The 17112-nt window shown below is 53.4% G+C and carries 8 protein-coding genes; all 8 read right to left on the bottom strand.

Annotation, left to right across the window (positions count from 1 at the left end; translation table 11 throughout):
* Positions 1-85: 85 nt before the first annotated feature.
* Positions 86-1009, bottom strand: a complete 924-nt coding sequence (locus ESZ91_RS07735; protein WP_161971099.1) for an AraC family transcriptional regulator — start codon at positions 1007-1009, stop codon at positions 86-88.
* A gap of 133 nt (positions 1010-1142) precedes the next feature.
* Positions 1143-8504, bottom strand: coding sequence for a leucine-rich repeat protein (locus tag ESZ91_RS07730; protein WP_129225825.1), 7362 nt, complete (start codon positions 8502-8504; stop codon positions 1143-1145).
* 10 nt (positions 8505-8514) lie between these two features.
* On the bottom strand, positions 8515-9531 hold the full coding sequence (locus ESZ91_RS07725; RefSeq protein ID WP_129225823.1) for an ABC transporter ATP-binding protein: 1017 nt from the start codon (positions 9529-9531) through the stop codon (positions 8515-8517).
* On the bottom strand, positions 9528-10862 hold the full coding sequence (locus ESZ91_RS07720; protein WP_129225821.1) for an ABC transporter ATP-binding protein: 1335 nt from the start codon (positions 10860-10862) through the stop codon (positions 9528-9530). The genes ESZ91_RS07725 and ESZ91_RS07720 overlap by 4 nt, the downstream gene beginning before the upstream one ends.
* Before the next feature lie 3 nt (positions 10863-10865).
* A complete protein-coding gene (locus tag ESZ91_RS07715) occupies positions 10866-12032 on the bottom strand; it encodes an ABC transporter permease (RefSeq protein ID WP_129225819.1) in 1167 nt (388 codons plus the stop codon).
* Between the two features lie 9 nt (positions 12033-12041).
* Entirely contained in the window at positions 12042-13037 is a 996-nt protein-coding gene (locus ESZ91_RS07710) for an ABC transporter permease (RefSeq protein WP_129225817.1), read from the bottom strand.
* Between the two features lie 24 nt (positions 13038-13061).
* The gene (locus ESZ91_RS07705) at positions 13062-15815 is read right to left on the bottom strand and encodes an ABC transporter substrate-binding protein (protein ID WP_129225815.1); all 2754 of its coding nucleotides are present in this window, start codon (positions 15813-15815) and stop codon (positions 13062-13064) included.
* Positions 15816-15904: 89 nt separating this feature from the next.
* A complete protein-coding gene (locus ESZ91_RS07700) occupies positions 15905-17110 on the bottom strand; it encodes a hypothetical protein (protein WP_129225813.1) in 1206 nt (401 codons plus the stop codon).
* Positions 17111-17112: the final 2 nt, after the last annotated feature.

Genomic DNA, 17112 nt, shown 5'->3' with positions numbered 1-17112 from the left:
TTTATTGTATCACGGAGATCGGAGTTTGTATTTAGACAATATTTTCGTATCTTTGGATTTTTCGATTAAAAAAAGCATACCCCCGTCAAGAGGTATGCTGTAAATTTTTGATAAAAGCAGTGGGCGAACACCCTACTTTCTGTTTGAATAGGCGGGAAAAATAATGCATATCGTCGTACCCGACCATGTAGCCCACTTCGGAAATATTGTATTTTCCCGTCAGGAACAACTTTTTCGCCTGTTCCATGCGATAATCAATGATATATTCCAGCGGCGCGCGGTTCATCTGATGTTTGAAAATAGCGCGGAAGCGGCTGGGCGAAATACCGTAATCGCGCACTACCTTGTTGAGGTCGATCTCTTCGGAATAATGATTCATGGTATAATCGATGAACTGCGAAACGTAATCGGCGCCACTTGCATTTTCCGCATCTTGATTTTTCAGATCGTCCAGAAATTCGGCGATAATGAGGATCATATACGCTTTGGTGCAAAAGCGGCCGCCCACCGATTTATCCTGAAAAGTTTCGTAAAGTTTGTTGAAAAGTTCCACGAATCTGGGTTTGTTGCGGACGGGATAACTCTCGACGAGTTCCATGATGGCCGGTTTATAACTCTTTCTCGCCGCGAGGTCGGGGCGGATCGGAACGGTATTGAGTTTGCGCTCGCACGGCTGTTTATAAACTTCCCACGCGGAAAAATCGGGGCTGCTCTCGTCGAACATAAAATCGAGATGCACGCCGTAATAGGTCGTCGCCACACGTTCGGGCACGATGCGCGTGTGCCGCACGAACGGCGGCATGATATGAAGGCACCCCTCTCCGATCGTGTATTCGGAATCATCCTTCAAAACTTTCAACGCGCCCTTAGTGACGAATATCACTTCGAAATCGTACAGAATGCGCCAGGGCACGATGTGATTTTCGTGGACGGAGCCTTCCAGCCGATTTACGTAACGGACGTAGGGATTGAACTGCGCCACGCCGATCTCACGGATCTTTTCATCCATCTTTTTTTCCGCCTTCAAATTTGCGGCCATCCGCCGCTTCTTTTTTCAGTATATCATAAACGGCCGAAAAAATCAATCTGCCGCAAAAAAAATTACGGGCGCCGCGAATGTGGCGCGGCGCCCGATCGGGTTTTTAAGAATTTTTCTTTTTACGCAGGACGAACAGCGCCGCCGCGAGAAGCAGTCCCGCAGGAACTACGGACGCAAACGCGACCGCGGAAGCACAGCCTTTCGGCGCGGGTTCGGGATCCACGCCGTCGTCTTGCTCTTCTACCGTGACCTTATAGGTGATCGTCTTGCCACCGTAGGAAACGGTGATGACGTTGTCCCCCGCTTTCAGCAAGTCGGCTTCCACGGTATAACCCGTGTACAGAAGTTCGCTGATGCCGTCCACATAGTTGATCTTGATCACAAGTCCTGCCGACACATACGTATCTCCGGGCCGATAATCCTGCTCTGCGGGCAGCGTTTCCACCTCGATGGATTCGATGGCGGGTTTATTGACCGTCACGTTGAGCACGGTGGACAGTCCCTCGTACTGAATGGTAACGGTACGGTTGTTCAGCGTGAGCGGCTTATCGCCGCCGACGATGCTATATCCTTTCGTGATCTCCTCCCTGGAACCGTCGGACCAGACAAGTACGAGCACCATGCCCGCGGGATCGAATTTTTCACCGCGCAGATAACTCATCTTCGCCGCTTCCTTTCCTACGGAAATGCTCTTGCGGGTAACGATTTCGCCGAAATCGGCGGCACGCTCGCGCATGGCCTCTTCCACTTGATAGAGAGTTTCGGCGTTGGTAACGAATCGACTCTGCGTTGCGGATACCAGATTTAACGCTTCGCGCGCGGCAGCCGCCGCGGAACGGTATTCTTTCCATGCGGCTGCGTCGCTCTTATCGAGCGCAAGCACCGTTTCCGCCGAAGGGAGTTGCCCGATCAGAGCGAGCGCGCTGCGCGCGTTGTCGTCCGCGATGATTTCGCTCGTGCGCCTGTCGGAGAAATACGCCGCATAAATCCGCCCGTCAAAGCCAGTTGCGTTTTCGGGGCAGACGAGTTTTAATTGCAGATCATCCTTGCCTACGATGCCGTTTTTGCCCGCAAAGAGTACGAGCGCAACGTAGTCTTTAAAGTTTGCGTAGAATTTTTCGCTGGCAATGCTGCCCGCATCGTCGAGAATACGGTACATTTCAGAGCCCGCCGCAAAGTCGTCCGCAGTCAAGGGCTTGGCTTCGAGCACGGGCGCTTTCAGACAGCCGAACACGTATTCGCCCGCGCCGCAGTTGAAGAAGGCTCTATTCCCGACCGCTTTGAATACGTACGGGAATTCGACGGAAGTGATGCGGGTGGCATTTTCAAAGGAACTGGCAGCCACGCGCACGGTACGGTCGTTCAGCACGACTTTACCCGTTTTTCCCGCAGGGCAGGCAAGAATCTGCACCCCGTTGGGCACGCGCTCATACAAAACGCCGTTTTCAACAAAGTATTTATCGTGTTCGCCCATAGAGAAAGCGGTGATAAAAGTCAGTCCGCCGAGCGCGCCCTCGCCGATCTTTTCGATGCCGGAAGGAATCGATAACGTGCCGTTTGCGCCCGCGATTGCGGTATTGAAGAACGCGTAATCCCCCATCGTTTTGATATTGGGGAAATCCAGACTTTTCACGCCCGAGGCCTCGAACGCGCGCGCGCCGACCGCCGTGACGGAAGGAAGGTCGAACGAAAGCGATTTTACGCAGCCGTAGAACGCTTCTTTGCCGATGATCTGCAACTGACTGAGATCGCCCGCCGCAAATACGGAACAGTTTTTGAACGCCGCGTCGCCTGCGGTTTTCAGTGCGGAAAGATCTATATTTTTGAGCGAAGTACAATTTTCGAATGCGGAATCGCCCACGCTGACGGGGACGAACGGCACGCCTTCGAGCGCTTTACAGCCGCGGAACACGCCGTTTCCGATCTCGGTGAGCGCTTTCATGCTTTCGGGAAGTTCCAAAAGGCGCAAAACGGCCTGACGAGAGAAAGTATTCGTGCCAAGCGCGCTGCTGCCCATGGCAAAGGAAACGCTGACGAGCGCTCCGCTGCCGTGCACGGCGAACACGCCGTCGCCCATGGAAACGATCCTGCCCAGTTTCACGCCGACGAGTTTTTCGCAATTTTCGAACGCGCCGTCGCCGAGCGCGCTCACATTCGTCGCGCTGAGATCCACGTCACCGAGTTCCGTATAGGCGAAACACTGCGCGCCGATTTCCGTGATGTTTGCGCCGAACGATACCTGTTGCAACGCCGCGTTGTAGAACGCCTGTTCGGGCAATGCGCCGCGGAAAACGGAAAGGTCTGCGCTCGTCATGAACTCGCACCAGGAGAAAGCGCCTTTCCCGAGTTTTTCCAGCGTCGCGGGCAGTTTGACGGAAGTCAGTCCCGTGCCCGAGAAAGCGTACGCGCCGATCTCTTTTAAGTTGCCGCTCTCCGCAAAGTTGACGGAAGACAGTTTCGAGTTACCCGAAAACGCGTTCGCCGCAATGACTTCGACTGAGGCGGGAACCGTGAAAGAAACCGCGTTCTGCCCCACCCGTATAAGCGTCTTTTTGTCCTCGCCGCGGTAGATCGCGGAAACGCCGTTCACTTCTTCCATGACGAAAGCATCGCCGCCGCCGAGGAACGTGATCTCCCGTATATTGCAATTTCCGAAAGGCGACACCTTGTTGGGATACGTGATGACGTCTATCTGATCGGGGGTAAGGTCGGTGTAGACCAACTGAGTAAGATTTTTACAGTTGAGGAACATATCGTCGCTGATGGCGGTAAAGCGGCTCAGCGTGACTTTTTTGAGCCCGATACAGTTGTAGAAAGCCCCCTGTCCCGCGACGCGAAGCCCTGTGATATCCAGTGCTTCAAGGCCGCTGCATCCCGCAAAAGCCTCGTCGCCGATGGACGCCATATGCGCGGGAATACGCTTGAAATCCACACCCTCTTTCAGATCGAGGATCTGTACGTCCTCTTTTTTGAGTCCGTTCAGAAGTTGCACGTTGTTGATGCGTTTGAGCGATACGCAGTTTGCAAAGCACTGCGCACCGAAAGAGATCGCCCGCGAATGCAGATCGATCTGTTCGAGTTTGGAACAGCCGTAAAATGCGTTGCGGTAGACGAATTCAATGGTTTCGGGGAAAACGACGCGTTTGAGCGATTTCATGTTTGCAAACGCCAAGGGCTGGATTTCCGTGCAGGGCGCGGAAATTTCCAGTTCCGTGATGTTCACGTTGTCGCGGAACGCTTCTTCGTAGATATAGTAGACGTTGAGCGATTTGGGAATGGTCACCTTGCCGCCCGCGCCGTGATACTCTCTGAGATATCCGTTCTGCACCACGAATTCGGGGCCGACCGCGAGCGTCGTGGACACGGAATACAGGCTGGGTTTTCCGTTGATCATCAGGGTTCCCTTGATGACGGTACTTCCCTCCGAAAGCGTCTTGACGTAGCCCGTATCCTTACCGATGGAAGCGACTTCGGGCACGGAAGATTCCCACTCGATGACGGGCGGCACGGAGGTATACCACGGTTCCAGAGTCGCACGCAGGCGGAAACTTTCGTTCGGGTGCACCTTAACCACCGCATTTGTCGGATTGACGAGGTTATCGTCGGTATTCTGAATGAGTCCCAACTCCATTTTATTGACGCCCGGCTCACTCTTGACTTCGTCCGAAACGGTCACGAGAATGCCGTCCGATGCGCTCGCATATTCGTTCTTGCCGCCGTACACGCGCACCAGCGCGGTGCCGGGACCGACGCCGAACAGTTCGCCGTCTTTGACGCGCACGACGTTCTCGTCGTCCGAACTCCAATACAGGTTGACGGACGTCGCGTCGGCAGGCGCGATCAGCGTTTCAAGTTTATACGCTTCGTTGACGCCGATGGTGACGGCCTTGGAATAACCTTCGCCCGTCGCGTCTTCGCCGCTCACGATCTCGATGGATTCGGGATAATTGACCGCGTCGGCAAGCGATTTGAAGTTATTGATGCGATAAGCCCGCGCGTTGAGCGCGTAATCATCTACCTGCAAATATAAATCGACGTTCTGATCGTAATAGTCGGTGATATCCAGCGTCACGGTGGTCGTCGAGTTCTTTTCGCTGTAAATAGGCGTCATGTTCGCATCGAGAAGTTCGAGCGTCATGGTAGAATAATCGGCGAAACACAGCGCAATGGACTGCGCGTAATGATTGTCGTATACGTCCACGTCGAGATATACCGAATAACGGATCTTTTCGCTCTCGTCCTTATACGGCTCGTAGCGCACGCGGTAATCGACGATCTCGGGCGCTTCGGTATCGACGTAGAAATTGAAGTCGAAAGATTTGCCGTAGGCATACTGACTCGCGTCGTACGGGCGGTTTTCCATGCTGGCGAGTTTTCCGTCCATATGGAATACGTACTGCTTGTTGTTATCCAAGCCCAATTCCTTGGCGCTCCATTCCAGTTCGACGACGGCGGCACGCGCGGTGCTCGAACCGCCCGTGTACGCCTTGCGCACGTTCTTGTCAGTCTTTTGGAACACGACTTCGCCCGTGACGGCGTCGGTGATGGAGATATTCATATATTCTGCGCCGCGCAAAAGTCCCGCATATATCGCGTACAACTGGCTGACTGTGCGGTGTCCTTTCGTATCGTAGATGGAGATCGCCGCCTTGTCCGACGAAGAATAGATCTGGCGCACGCCCGCTTCCTGTTCGTAGAGATAGGTGCCGAGAGGAATAATATATTTGTTTTCGTTATAGGAGCCGAGCGGTACGGTGGGATAGATGGCTGCCTGCGGCTTTTCGTCGTCGGGAATGCTGTCGTCCTGCAATGCTTCGCTCAGTTCGTATTCGGAAATATCGAACATGGGCGCGGCGTACCAGTCGCCGTAAAAGCCCAGCCAGGGAATGTTCAGATCGACGGGCGTATCGGTCGAAGTGTCCGTAAGAGTTACGAAACCTTCGACGTACATTCCGTTTTCGAAATTCTTATCGATATACGCTTTCGCGCTTGCGCCCAAGTTGATCTGTACGGCGATCTCCACGTCCGCGCCGGCGGCGAGCACGAGTTTATCGCCCGTCACGCCCTTGCCTTTGAACGAAATATCCGACATATTGTCGAGCATATACGCGCGTTCGGCGACGGTCATGCCGTCGGATGCGATCGTTTCGGTCATCGTCTTGGTGCCGAGTGTATACGTACGCTGTGCGTCGGACATATTCTTCACGCGGAATTTCAGCGTATATTCGCCCGTTTTTTCGGGATCGTCGCCCACTTCTATTTTCGCTTTGTCGCCCTTGTCCACATACAGATACGCCTTGGTGGACATCGCCTTTTTGATGTCGGCAAGACCCGCGCCCTGTTTTCTCGGCGAATAGGGCTGATCGGCTTCGTCGCGGGCGATGGTCGCCGTGCTCATCACGAGGAAGTTGGACATTGCCACCGCGTCGCGGTCGGTGTTGTTCTGATCGTATGATACGTTTTGTTTGACGTAAGAAAGGATCAGGCTCATCGCGCCCGCCATATTGGGCGAAGCCATACTTGTGCCGCTGTATTCCGCCCAACCGTTGGGAACGGTGGATGTGATCTCGCCGCCGTGCGCGGAAATTTCGGGTTTGAGTTTCAGATCGGGCGTCGGGCCCCAACTGGAAAAGTCGGACATGAACGGACCCGCTTTCTGCGATTCGTTCACATACATGGTCCCCTTCTGGAAGGAAACAAAGTTGTTCGCCGCGTCCATGGTGATCGAGCAGGTTGGAATGGGATCGTTCAGGTTGCCCAGACTCATGCGGATAATGCCCGACACGTTGTTGTAGATGACGCAGGCGATCGCGCCCTTCAATTTTGCAACGCGCACCTTTTCCTCGAACGTGACGTTTCCGCCGCGGCGGACGACTGCGATCTTGCCCTTCACGTCGATATTGCGCGTATAGTTGACGGACAAGCCGTACCCGGGAACGACCACGTAATCGAGTTTGATGTCGCCAGTCTGGCTGTTCACGAGTTCGGGGTGTTTGGCTTTCAACTCGGCAATGAAATCCTTCTGATTTCCGTTGCCGTCGCTCGCCTCGGTATAGTACAGATATTTATCGTTACCCGCCACGTTGACGCGGATATATTTCGCCTGCTGACCGTTGATGCTCGCAACGCTCAGAGCGCCCGCGTAGGTGGAGGGAGAGCCGACCGTGGCGGAATCGGGATTGCCCGAAAGGTTGGTGCCGTATGCGCCGCCGTAATTCGAACTGTAATCGTTGCTCGCCGCGACCACGAGAGAAATCCCCGCTTCGCGCACGCTGTCGTACACGGTCTGCATATATTCGTCGTCGCCCGTCGAAAAGCCCGCGGACGAGCCCAGACTCATATTGACGACGTCCACGCCCAGTTTCACGCAGTCTTCGAGCGCCGCGAGAATGTCGGCGGTTTCCGCGCCGCCCAAAGTTTCTTTGGTTTCGCTGTCCGTAAATACTTTGCAGATGGCGAGTTGCGCCTGCGGCGCGACGCCCGTAAAGGTCATGGGATTGCCGTTTTTATCGAGGATCTCGTTGCCGTCCTGATCCTTGATGGTTTCCTGTTCGCCGTTATCGTCGAGAATGGGAGAACCTGCTATGATGCCCGCCACATGCGTGCCGTGCGCGGAATAGGAAGGATATACGTCCGCATCGTTATCGGCGTAGTCGTAGGCGAAGGGAACTTTTTCGCTGTAATAGACGTCGTTCACGGTAACCGAAGAATTTTTCGCCTGCACGCCCGATCTGGCGCCGTCGAACACGCGCGCGCCCACATCGTCCTTGGTCAAAAGGGCTTCCTTATCCGAAGGGTTGGTCAAAAAAGCCTTGTGGCTGGCGTCCAGCCCCGTATCGAGGACGGCGACGACCATGCCCCTGCCGTTATACTCGGCGGCGATCTCCTCGTCTACTTTATAGATACCCGTGCCCCACACGTTGGCGTCGTTGGTCACGGCGCTGTCCTTGGGGGCATAGTAATATTCGGAAATATTCACCGATTTTACGCCGTCCATGCCCGAAATACGGTTTGCATATTTTACGTCCGCCTTGATGGCGACGGCGTTGGCGAGCAAAGTATATCCGTACTTGTATTCAAAGGGAATTCCTTCGCCGCGGAGCGCGGAAAGAAACTTCGCCTGCTTGGACAAAAGTTTATCCGCTTCGCGCTTGCCTCGCGCGGATTTCGCGTACTCCTGCAGCGAAGAGCCGTGTGTTTCGGATAGGCTTTCGCCTTTCAGCGATACGATCATCCAGTGTTTTCCCTGCACGTTCGCGTTTACATTGACTACGTTGCTTTTGTCAAAGGCTGCGGAAGTGTCGGCAAAGCCCAGAGAATCGTCTTCGCTCAGGCTGAATTCTTTGGAAGAATCCGCACTGATGTCTACGCGTTTCCCCTCGGGAAGCAGCGCCGAAATTGCAAACGTGGCGCACATGACGAGCACGAGTACCCACGACAAAAATTTAAACTTCTTGTAAACCATAAACTCCTCTTTAACCCCTGCGGCACTCTTCGTCGTAGAGGTGGCAGGCTACGTAATGTCCGGGCGCGTATTCACGGAATACGGGCTCTTCCCTTTGGCAGATCTCCATGCACTTTTCGCAGCGCGTATGGAATTTACAGCCCAAAGGCGGATCCGCGGGCGAGGGAATGTCGCCCTTTAAAATAATGCGGTTCATCTTGTAATCGGGATCGGGAACGGGAACGGCGGAAAAGAGCGCCTCCGTATAAGGATGCAGCGGCCGCTCGAAGATATCCTCCGTTTTGCCGTATTCCGCCATGCTGCCTAAATACATCACGCCCACTTCGTCGGAAATATGTTCCACGACGGACAGATCGTGCGAAATGAAGATATAGGCGATGCCGTCCTTTTCCTGCAAAGATTTCAAAAGATTGATGATCTGCGCCTGAATGGAAACGTCGAGCGCGGAAACGGGCTCGTCGCAGATGACCAGTTTGGGTTTGAGCGCGAGCGCGCGCGCGATGCAGATGCGCTGGCGCTGTCCGCCCGAAAATTCGTGCGGGTACCGCTCGAAATATTGCGGCTGCAAGCCGCATTTTTGCATAACTTCCAGTATGTATTTTTTATATTCGGAGGGCGGGACGATCCTGTGCTCGCGCACAGCCTCTCCGATGATCTCCCCGACCGTTAGGCGGGGGGAAAGGCTGGAATACGGATCCTGAAATATCATCTGGATCTGGGGACGGATCTTGCGAAGTTCGCGCGCTTTCATCTTTCCCAGATCGTAGCCGTTGAATTTCACGTCGCCGCCCGTGACCGAATAAAGACGAAGGATCGTTCTCCCCATCGTCGTTTTGCCGCAGCCCGATTCGCCGACGATGCCGACCGTCCGGCCGGGGTACACGTCGAAAGACACGTCGTCGACCGCGCGCAGATATTTCTTATTCTTGCCGATGCCGCCGACGGGAAAATATTTTTTCAGATTCCGCACTTTCAGAATGGGCTCCGACGCCTTGAAGTCGTTATAAACCTCGATATCTTCGTTCATTCTTTTTTGCCGCCCTCCGTATAGCGATGGCACGCCACGCCGTGCGTGGGCGAGACCCATACGAATTCTGGATACGCGCCTGCGCAGTCGGCGACGCAGCGGTCGCAACGTTCCTTAAAATAACAGTAATCGGGCATATTGATGGGATTGGGTACCTGCCCCGGTATACTGTACAGTTCTCTGACTTCTTTCCCCACGACGGGTTTGCTCTTTTGCAGCCCCACCGTATAGGGATGCAGCGGATCTTTGAAGATCTCCTGCACGGTGCCGCTCTCCACCACTTTGCCCGCATACATGACGTACACGTAGTCCGCCATCTCCGCGATGACGCCCAGATCGTGGGTAATGAGCATGATCGAGCCCTTCATTTTCTTGCGCACGTCGCGCAGAAGATCGAGGATCTGCGCCTGAATGGTCACGTCGAGCGCGGTCGTAGGTTCGTCCGCGACGATGAGGCGCGGATTGCACGCGAGCGCCATGGCGATCATCACGCGCTGGCGCATGCCGCCCGATATTTCATGGGGATAAGATTTATAGACGCGCTCCGGCATGGCGATTCCCACCTGTCGGAGCATATCCAGACTCCGCAGTTTCGCCTCCTGTTTATTTGTGCCCGGAATGTGCAGAAGCGTCACTTCGTCCAGTTGGTTGCCCACGGTAAATACGGGATTGAGCGAAGTCATGGGCTCCTGAAAGATCATGGCGATCTGCCGCCCGCGGATACGCGACATCTGCGCGACGGGCATTTTGGCAAGATCGAACACCTTTTCTTCCATTTCGAAACACAAGACGCCCGCTTCGTCGCGCTTTTGCAGCGGAACCATCACGGGTTCGCCCTTCGCATCGCATATTTTGAGCCCCGTTTTGTCGCGCTTTGCGACCATGACGGGACGTTCTCCGCCCTGTCCGTCGGGTTCCGTGCAATAAATCGGAATAGGCTTTCCGTCCGCGCCCAGTTTATATTCGCTGGATTTAAAACGGATCTCGCCTTCCACGATCTGTCCCTGCGGCGCCTGCACGAGGCGCATGAGCGACAGGCTCGTGACAGACTTTCCGCAGCCCGACTCGCCGACGATGCCGACGACGGAGCCTTCCGGCACGTTCAACGAAACGCCGTTGACCGCTTTCGAAACGCCCGAATCGGTAAAAAAGTAGGTATGCAGATTTTCGAATTCTACGATATTATGCTCGTCCGAGAGCGTCGCCGTATATTCCGTTTCGTCCGCCTTGCGGCGCTTGTTTTTTTCCAGAACGCGGATAAAGCGCTTGTTTTCGCTTGCGATCTTACGCGATTCTTTTTTGGAAAGGTAATGATTCTTTTCTTCCGACATGTTCTACCTCTTCATTTTGGGGTCGAACGCGTCGCGCAGACCGTCGCCGACAAAGTTGAAGGCGAGCACCGCGAGCACGATACAGATACCGACGGGGACCCACTGGTTCGGATATGCGCCCCAATAGGAAACTTCGCTCGTAAGCACGTTGATCATGTTGCCCCAGGTCGCAAAGTCGGCGGGAACGCCCAGTCCCAAAAATCCGAGCGTCGCTTCGGTCAGAATTATGCCGCCGAGCCCCAGCGTCATGGAAACGATGAGTTGCGGCAGGACGTTAGGCAAAAGGTGTTTGAATAACTTTCGCCATACGCTGATGCCCGTACATTCGGCTGCCATCATATATTCCTGCTCCCGAAGATAGAGGATCTGCCCCCGTACCATGCGCGCGACGCCCGCCCAGCCGATCAGCGTGAGCATCGCCATCATGATATAGAGTTTCGGCATGTCCGCCACTCCGTTTGCGTCAAGCATATAACTGATAATCAACATGATCGGCAGCGTCGGGATACAGTTGAATATATCCACGATTCGCATGATGAGCATATCCACCCACTTGCCGAAATATCCTGCCAAGCCCCCCAGAAAAACGCCTAAAAGCGTTTCCAGGATGACGACGACAAAACCCAACGTCAAAGAGATCCTTCCCCCGTACATCAGACGGGAAAAAATATCGTAGCCGTTTCTGTCCGTACCCAGTAAATGCGTGGGACTGACGGGAGCATCGAAATTGAAACTGTTCGGCGTGGCGCTGTATTCGTAAGCGACCTGCGTTTCGCCGTCTGCGTCCTGATATTCGTAAGGACGATTGATCTCGATGATCTTGCCCTGGCTACGGTCCACTTCGTCCTGTTGCCAGATCGCGGGACAGACGAGTTGCAAAAGCGGTCCGAAAAAGGAAAATGCGAATAAAAGTATGAGCGTCACCAGCCCTACGACCGACAGTTTGGAACGGAAGAACCGCTTTGCGACCATCGCCCCCGGCGATAACGTCTTGATGCGGTCTTCGAGTTTTTCTTCGGGGGCTTCGCCGCGGGAAACAAGCGCCGTTTCGGCGTACTCTGTTGCGCTGTCGTTGACGGGCCGCCCCGTCGCCTGCAGGGGCGACAGGTTTTCGAATTCTTCGTTGGGCACGACCTCGTCCGCGTTTTTATTTTGATCTTTCTCGCTCATGTCGGTCTCCTACTTCAAAATTTTAACGCGGGGGTCGACGACCGCGTACATCAGGTCGGCGAGCAGCGTTCCCAAAACAGTCAGAATGGCGAGGAACATATTATATCCCATGATAAAAGGAATATCGCCCGCTTTGAGCGCCTCATACGCTTTCAGCCCGATACCGGGAATGGCAAACATCTGCTCCGTGATCATCGCGCCGCTGAAAAGTCCCGGCAGCGTGCCCGCAAGCAGCGTGACGAGCGGGATCAAAGTATTTCTGAAAGCGTGTTTATAGATGACTTTCCCCTCGCTCAGACCCTTGGCGCGCGCCGTACGGATATAGTCTGCATTGAGCACTTCCAACGTGTTGGTGCGCGTGTATCGCATCAGCGAGCCGACGGAAAGGAATACCATGATGAACACGGGTATGACCAGATGCCAGATCTTATCCCAGAACCTTGTCCACTCGGTTGCGTCGGACGGGAGCGTGCTCGTCAGTCCGTTGACGGGGAACCACCCCAACTGCACCGAGAACAACTGGATACAGATCGCCGCGAAGAAGAAGGTCGGCAGAGCCGTTCCGATCATCGAAAGGACGCTTGCGGAATAGTCTACGACGCCGTATTGGTTGGTCGCCGCCTTGACGCCGAGCGGGATCGCGATGATGAATTCGAGAATGAGCGCCGCAAAGGCAATGCCGAAGGAGATGCCCATGTTCTCGACGATGATCGTGCTGACGCTGTCTTCGTACTTGAACGAGCGGCCGAGATCCCCTTGGAACACATTGCCGATCCATGTGAAATACCCTTTTAAGATACCCCAGAACGAACGATCCGCAAGACCGTACACCTCTAACAGGCGGTTGAATTCTTTCTCGCTCATCTTGCCGTCGATAACCATCTGCATGAATTTATTGGTAATGAAATCTCCCGGCATCATGCGGACGAGCGAATAAATGATGACGGATACGCCGAACAGTATGACGATGGCGAGCAGTATCCTCTTGATGATATATTTAACCATGAAAACTCTCCGAGGCGAACGCCGTTATCTGACGTATCCGACTTCCCAAATTTTCGCAAAGATACCGTCGTAAGACGTAGGATTCTGATTGACCGTTTTTGTATCGATCTTAGAAATGTTATAGACGGTCAGATCGTTACGCTGATACGTGGGCATTTCCACGGCAAGTTCCATAATGAGATCGAGCGCCTTGGCGTAAATATCCTTGCGGGGAGGTTCTTCGATAAAGGTACGGGCGCGGTCGATCAGATCGGAAAGTTCCTCGATAACGCCCCATTCGTAGGCGTATTTCTGTTTGTCCGCCTTAATGGCGCGGTAGCCCCAGTTCAAGGTGCTGCCCGCGTTGGAATCTTTGTGGTAAACCTGGTACATATCCGGATCGATCGTGCTCGACCAGGCAGCCGCCCAAACGGTAAGTTCGCCCTTGGAAAGTTTTTGCAGCGCAAACTGATCGGTCTTTACGTCGATCGTGAAACCGATGCCTTCCAGAACATTTTCCGCGTTCTTGAACATCTGCCATGCGGGGTGATCGTTGGATTCGCCCGCGATGGTAAAGGTGATCTTGGGCAATTTATTGCCGTCGGGATCGGCAAGGACTTTATTATCGTTGCTGACCTGATAACCGTGAGCGGCAAGCATTTTCGCAATATCGGCGCCCGAACCGTCGTAAACGTAATCCACTTCATACCCCAGATCGTCGGTAAAGGCGTAAGGCCTCTCAGCCGCGTCGTTTTTCGGATACGCCCAGGATTCCATGGATATGGGACGGTAAATCAGGTCGCACAGGCCGCCGTTGTAATAACCGTTGCTGATAATCGTGGTATCCATCGCCTTCATGATCGCGCGGCGCATCCAGACGTCTGCAATTTTGGCGGCGTTGATTCCCACGTAACCGTAACCGTTGGTGCGCGTGGTGTCGCCCTTTAAATAATCGATGCCGTTGATACGCTTGACGTTTGCGGCCGTCGCGTTAACGTTCCCCACGTCGATTTCTTTCTCGGAAAGCGAATCGAGCAGAAAATTCGAGTTGACGATCTGATATTGCAAATATTTGACCTTTGCATTCTGAATTTCGCCGCCCTTTTTGCCATCGACCAAATCAAAATAGGTATTGCGCTCGTAATAGACGCGGTTGTTCTTTTTGAATTCGTTCTTGGAGGGATACAATTCGTTTTCGCCCAGTCCCCTCTCTTTGCTCGCCTTGTAAGGGCCTGCTCCTACGGGAACGCCCAGTTTTTCGCTGTCTTTTAAGACGTTGTTCATAAAATCGGTATCGTTATAGCGGACGCCGAAATTATTTTTGACGTTCCATTCCCCTTCATCTCCCGCGCCTGCGTACGAATAATAATGCAAGGGAGCCACCGTAAAGGCAAAGTTCCAGATCGCCTTGGGGTCGACGTTTTTAATTTTAATGGAAAGCATATCGTACTCGCCGTCCAACTTTTCGCCCGCAAAGGTATCGACTTTCGAGGTGGTGATGCCCGAAATCGACCTTACGAGATTGTCGCCCGCCGTATTGTCGATGATCTTGGATTTTTCGTCCGCCTGCATTTCGGTCAACAGCGTATTCGTGCTGCCGCTGGAAAGAATGGTCAGGGCAAACTGGGAATATTCGTATTTGAATTTGCCGTTCTCGTCGTTTGCGCCGACCGTCGTACTGTAAACGAGTTCGATCGCCGCTTCCATTTTTGCGTTGTTGTGCTTTTCAAGCGTGGTCGCGCCCGACATATTCTCCCAGTTTTCGGCGTCGTATTCTTCTATGTAATCCTTTACCCATTTGCAGCCGTTGGTCATGGTAGGATCGTCGGCAAAGTTGAACGTATATAGTTCGACTTTGTCATCGCCCGTGCCGACCGTCGTTTTTATGGGTTCGCCCTTCGCGTTGTACGCGATGTCGATAATGCCGTACATATACAGGAAAGACTGCCAGTATTCGCCATCGTCATAAGCGTAAGTATTTTTGCGGTCGTCTTCAAACGAGGAAATTGCTGACTGATAATTCCCCTCTACTTCCTGACGGTAATACGGAATGAAAAATTCGATATCCTTGTTGATTTCGGCTTCGTATTTTTCCAAACCCATTACGTACTGTTTCTTCTGTTCGGCAGTGAGTTCTTCGTATTTTCCGTTCGGCGTATCTTCGAGGAGCGCCTGGTTGTTCAGCCAGTCGGATGCGCGTTTCAAACGCGTCTGCGCGTTGACGGCCGCCTGTTCCTCGAGCGCGTCGTTCGCGCTTTCGTCTTTGGACTGCGTTCTGTATTCGTTCAGCCCCACGATATCCGTCGAATAGATGGTGGCGCTGCCCGTATAGACGGGATCGAGATACACGTAAAGGTTGAAAAGAACGTCTTTGATCGTCAGATCGACGCCGTCGGAGAATTTAAGGCCTTTTTTAATAATAAAATCATAGCGGGTAAACTTTGCGTCGCTCGCATTTTTGATCTCGTTTCCCTGACTATCCAAATAAACGCTGCGATGATCTTTCGCCACGCAGGCATAATTATCGCCGCTTTTCAGTTCGCCGTTATCCGTAGTGAGCATACCGAGTTGCGTCTGGCCTACAATCTCAGAATCGTACGCGGCGCTGGAAAAGAAGGGGCTGAATACGCCGTCCGCGCCGTCGATCCCGAATACCAACGCTTTTGTCTGCTCGTCTTCCGTGGGAACGTACACTTCCTTATCGGGCGGATTATCGTCTCCATTATCCTTTTTCCCGCAACCGGCAAAGATGCCGAGACAGAAAACAAAAGCAAGCATGACTGCCAAAATCTTTTTCATTCTAAACTCCTCGCAATATTATTCGTTCGGGCTTTCGCCCCTGCAATCTATCCGTTTCCGAAAATGTTCGGAAAAATTGTAAAAAATATTTATTCGACGGTCACGGATATTGCCGTGCTGCCCGCAACGGGCGTAAAATTCTGTTCGCTTTTCAGCGTTCCGAAAATCCCGAAATGCGTGCTCTCACCCGTCTTTACTGGCATATCCACTGCCGCGACTTCGCGCTTGACGTTCAAGACACAATTTCTGAATCCAAGTCCGACAAAGTTTTCCAGATCGAGCGCCTCGCCGTTCCCGCAGAAAAATCCCACATTGAAACGCGCCCCCACGCCCGTAAGTCTGGACGTTAACGTGACCGCCAACGTCGCGTCTGCAAACGTCACGTTCTTCACGCAGCCTCTGCCCGCAAAGGAAAACAATCCGACCGACGATACCTGACCGCCCTGTCTGACAGAAGTTTCGAAATTGGAGATCGTGTGTCCGTTTCCGTCGAACGTGCCCTGATAATTCGTCGGCGTCTTGAATTCCCTTCCGCCCATATCGATGTCCGCGTCAAGGATATAATTGCGCTGTCCCATGTCGGATAATCCGTCGGCGGAAGTGACGATATACCACTTGCCCGTCAGCCAGCGAACGTAAATAGTCAGTTCGGGAGTTTCGTCATTCAAAACCAGTTGCGCCCAATCTTCAGAAGTTCTCAAACGTTTTCCGTCTTCCGTATAATAATAGTGGAAAGTATATCCGTTCCATTCGGGGTTGAGTCCGGGCTGCGAAATAGGACCTGCTTCGGTAAAACTCTGATTGACGATGTTTTCCACGCCCGCTTTGCGGGCTTCTTCGCCTACGTCGATGGTGAGTTTATAGTTCATTCCCCACTTCGCGACCAAATACAATTTATAGCCCGCCTCGTCGGGAAGGCGATCCGCCGAAAAATCCCAGGGCTCGTCCGCAAGTTGAAAAGAGCCGTCTTCGTTTTTCAAGGGTGCGCCGTTCTCGTCGAGAAGGGCCGGAAACCACGCGATGACATGCTTTGAGGACATGCTCGGCGCGTTAAACTGCAAATTATGTTTTCCGCCCGGTTCCATGATGGATACCGACGGTTTATATTTATACGTCTTGATCCCCGTCGTGTCGGAAGTGCCGAAACTGCCGCCGTTCGCATCGTACACGACGAGAGCGGTGAAGCCGTGCTCCTCGGGCAGAAACGTTTTGCTGCACGCCGCGAGCGCAAGACACGAAAGAAACAGGAGAAAAAGACATAGAATCGTTTTCCGCTTTGAAAGGTGAAAGTTCATAG

Origin of the sequence: Candidatus Borkfalkia ceftriaxoniphila (assembly GCF_004134775.1) — a bacterium.
GTDB classification, from domain to species: Bacteria; Bacillota; Clostridia; order Christensenellales; family Borkfalkiaceae; genus Borkfalkia; species Borkfalkia ceftriaxoniphila.
The sequence above is the reverse complement of the archived record's forward strand: the minus strand, read 5'-3'. Positions and strand labels throughout refer to the sequence as shown.

Bases quoted from the DNA above. Each gene is read 5' to 3' on its own strand.
- ESZ91_RS07735 (WP_161971099.1), bottom strand. From the start codon at position 1,009: ATGGATGAAAAGATCCGTGAGATCGGCGTGGCGCAGTTCAATCCCTAC.
- ESZ91_RS07700 (WP_129225813.1), bottom strand. From the start codon at position 17,110: ATGAACTTTCACCTTTCAAAGCGGAAAACGATTCTATGTCTTTTTCTC.
- ESZ91_RS07720 (WP_129225821.1), bottom strand. From the start codon at position 10,862: ATGTCGGAAGAAAAGAATCATTACCTTTCCAAAAAAGAATCGCGTAAG.
- ESZ91_RS07705 (WP_129225815.1), bottom strand. From the start codon at position 15,815: ATGAAAAAGATTTTGGCAGTCATGCTTGCTTTTGTTTTCTGTCTCGGC.
- ESZ91_RS07725 (WP_129225823.1), bottom strand. From the start codon at position 9,531: ATGAACGAAGATATCGAGGTTTATAACGACTTCAAGGCGTCGGAGCCC.
- ESZ91_RS07710 (WP_129225817.1), bottom strand. From the start codon at position 13,037: ATGGTTAAATATATCATCAAGAGGATACTGCTCGCCATCGTCATACTG.
- ESZ91_RS07730 (WP_129225825.1), bottom strand. From the start codon at position 8,504: ATGGTTTACAAGAAGTTTAAATTTTTGTCGTGGGTACTCGTGCTCGTC.
- ESZ91_RS07715 (WP_129225819.1), bottom strand. From the start codon at position 12,032: ATGAGCGAGAAAGATCAAAATAAAAACGCGGACGAGGTCGTGCCCAAC.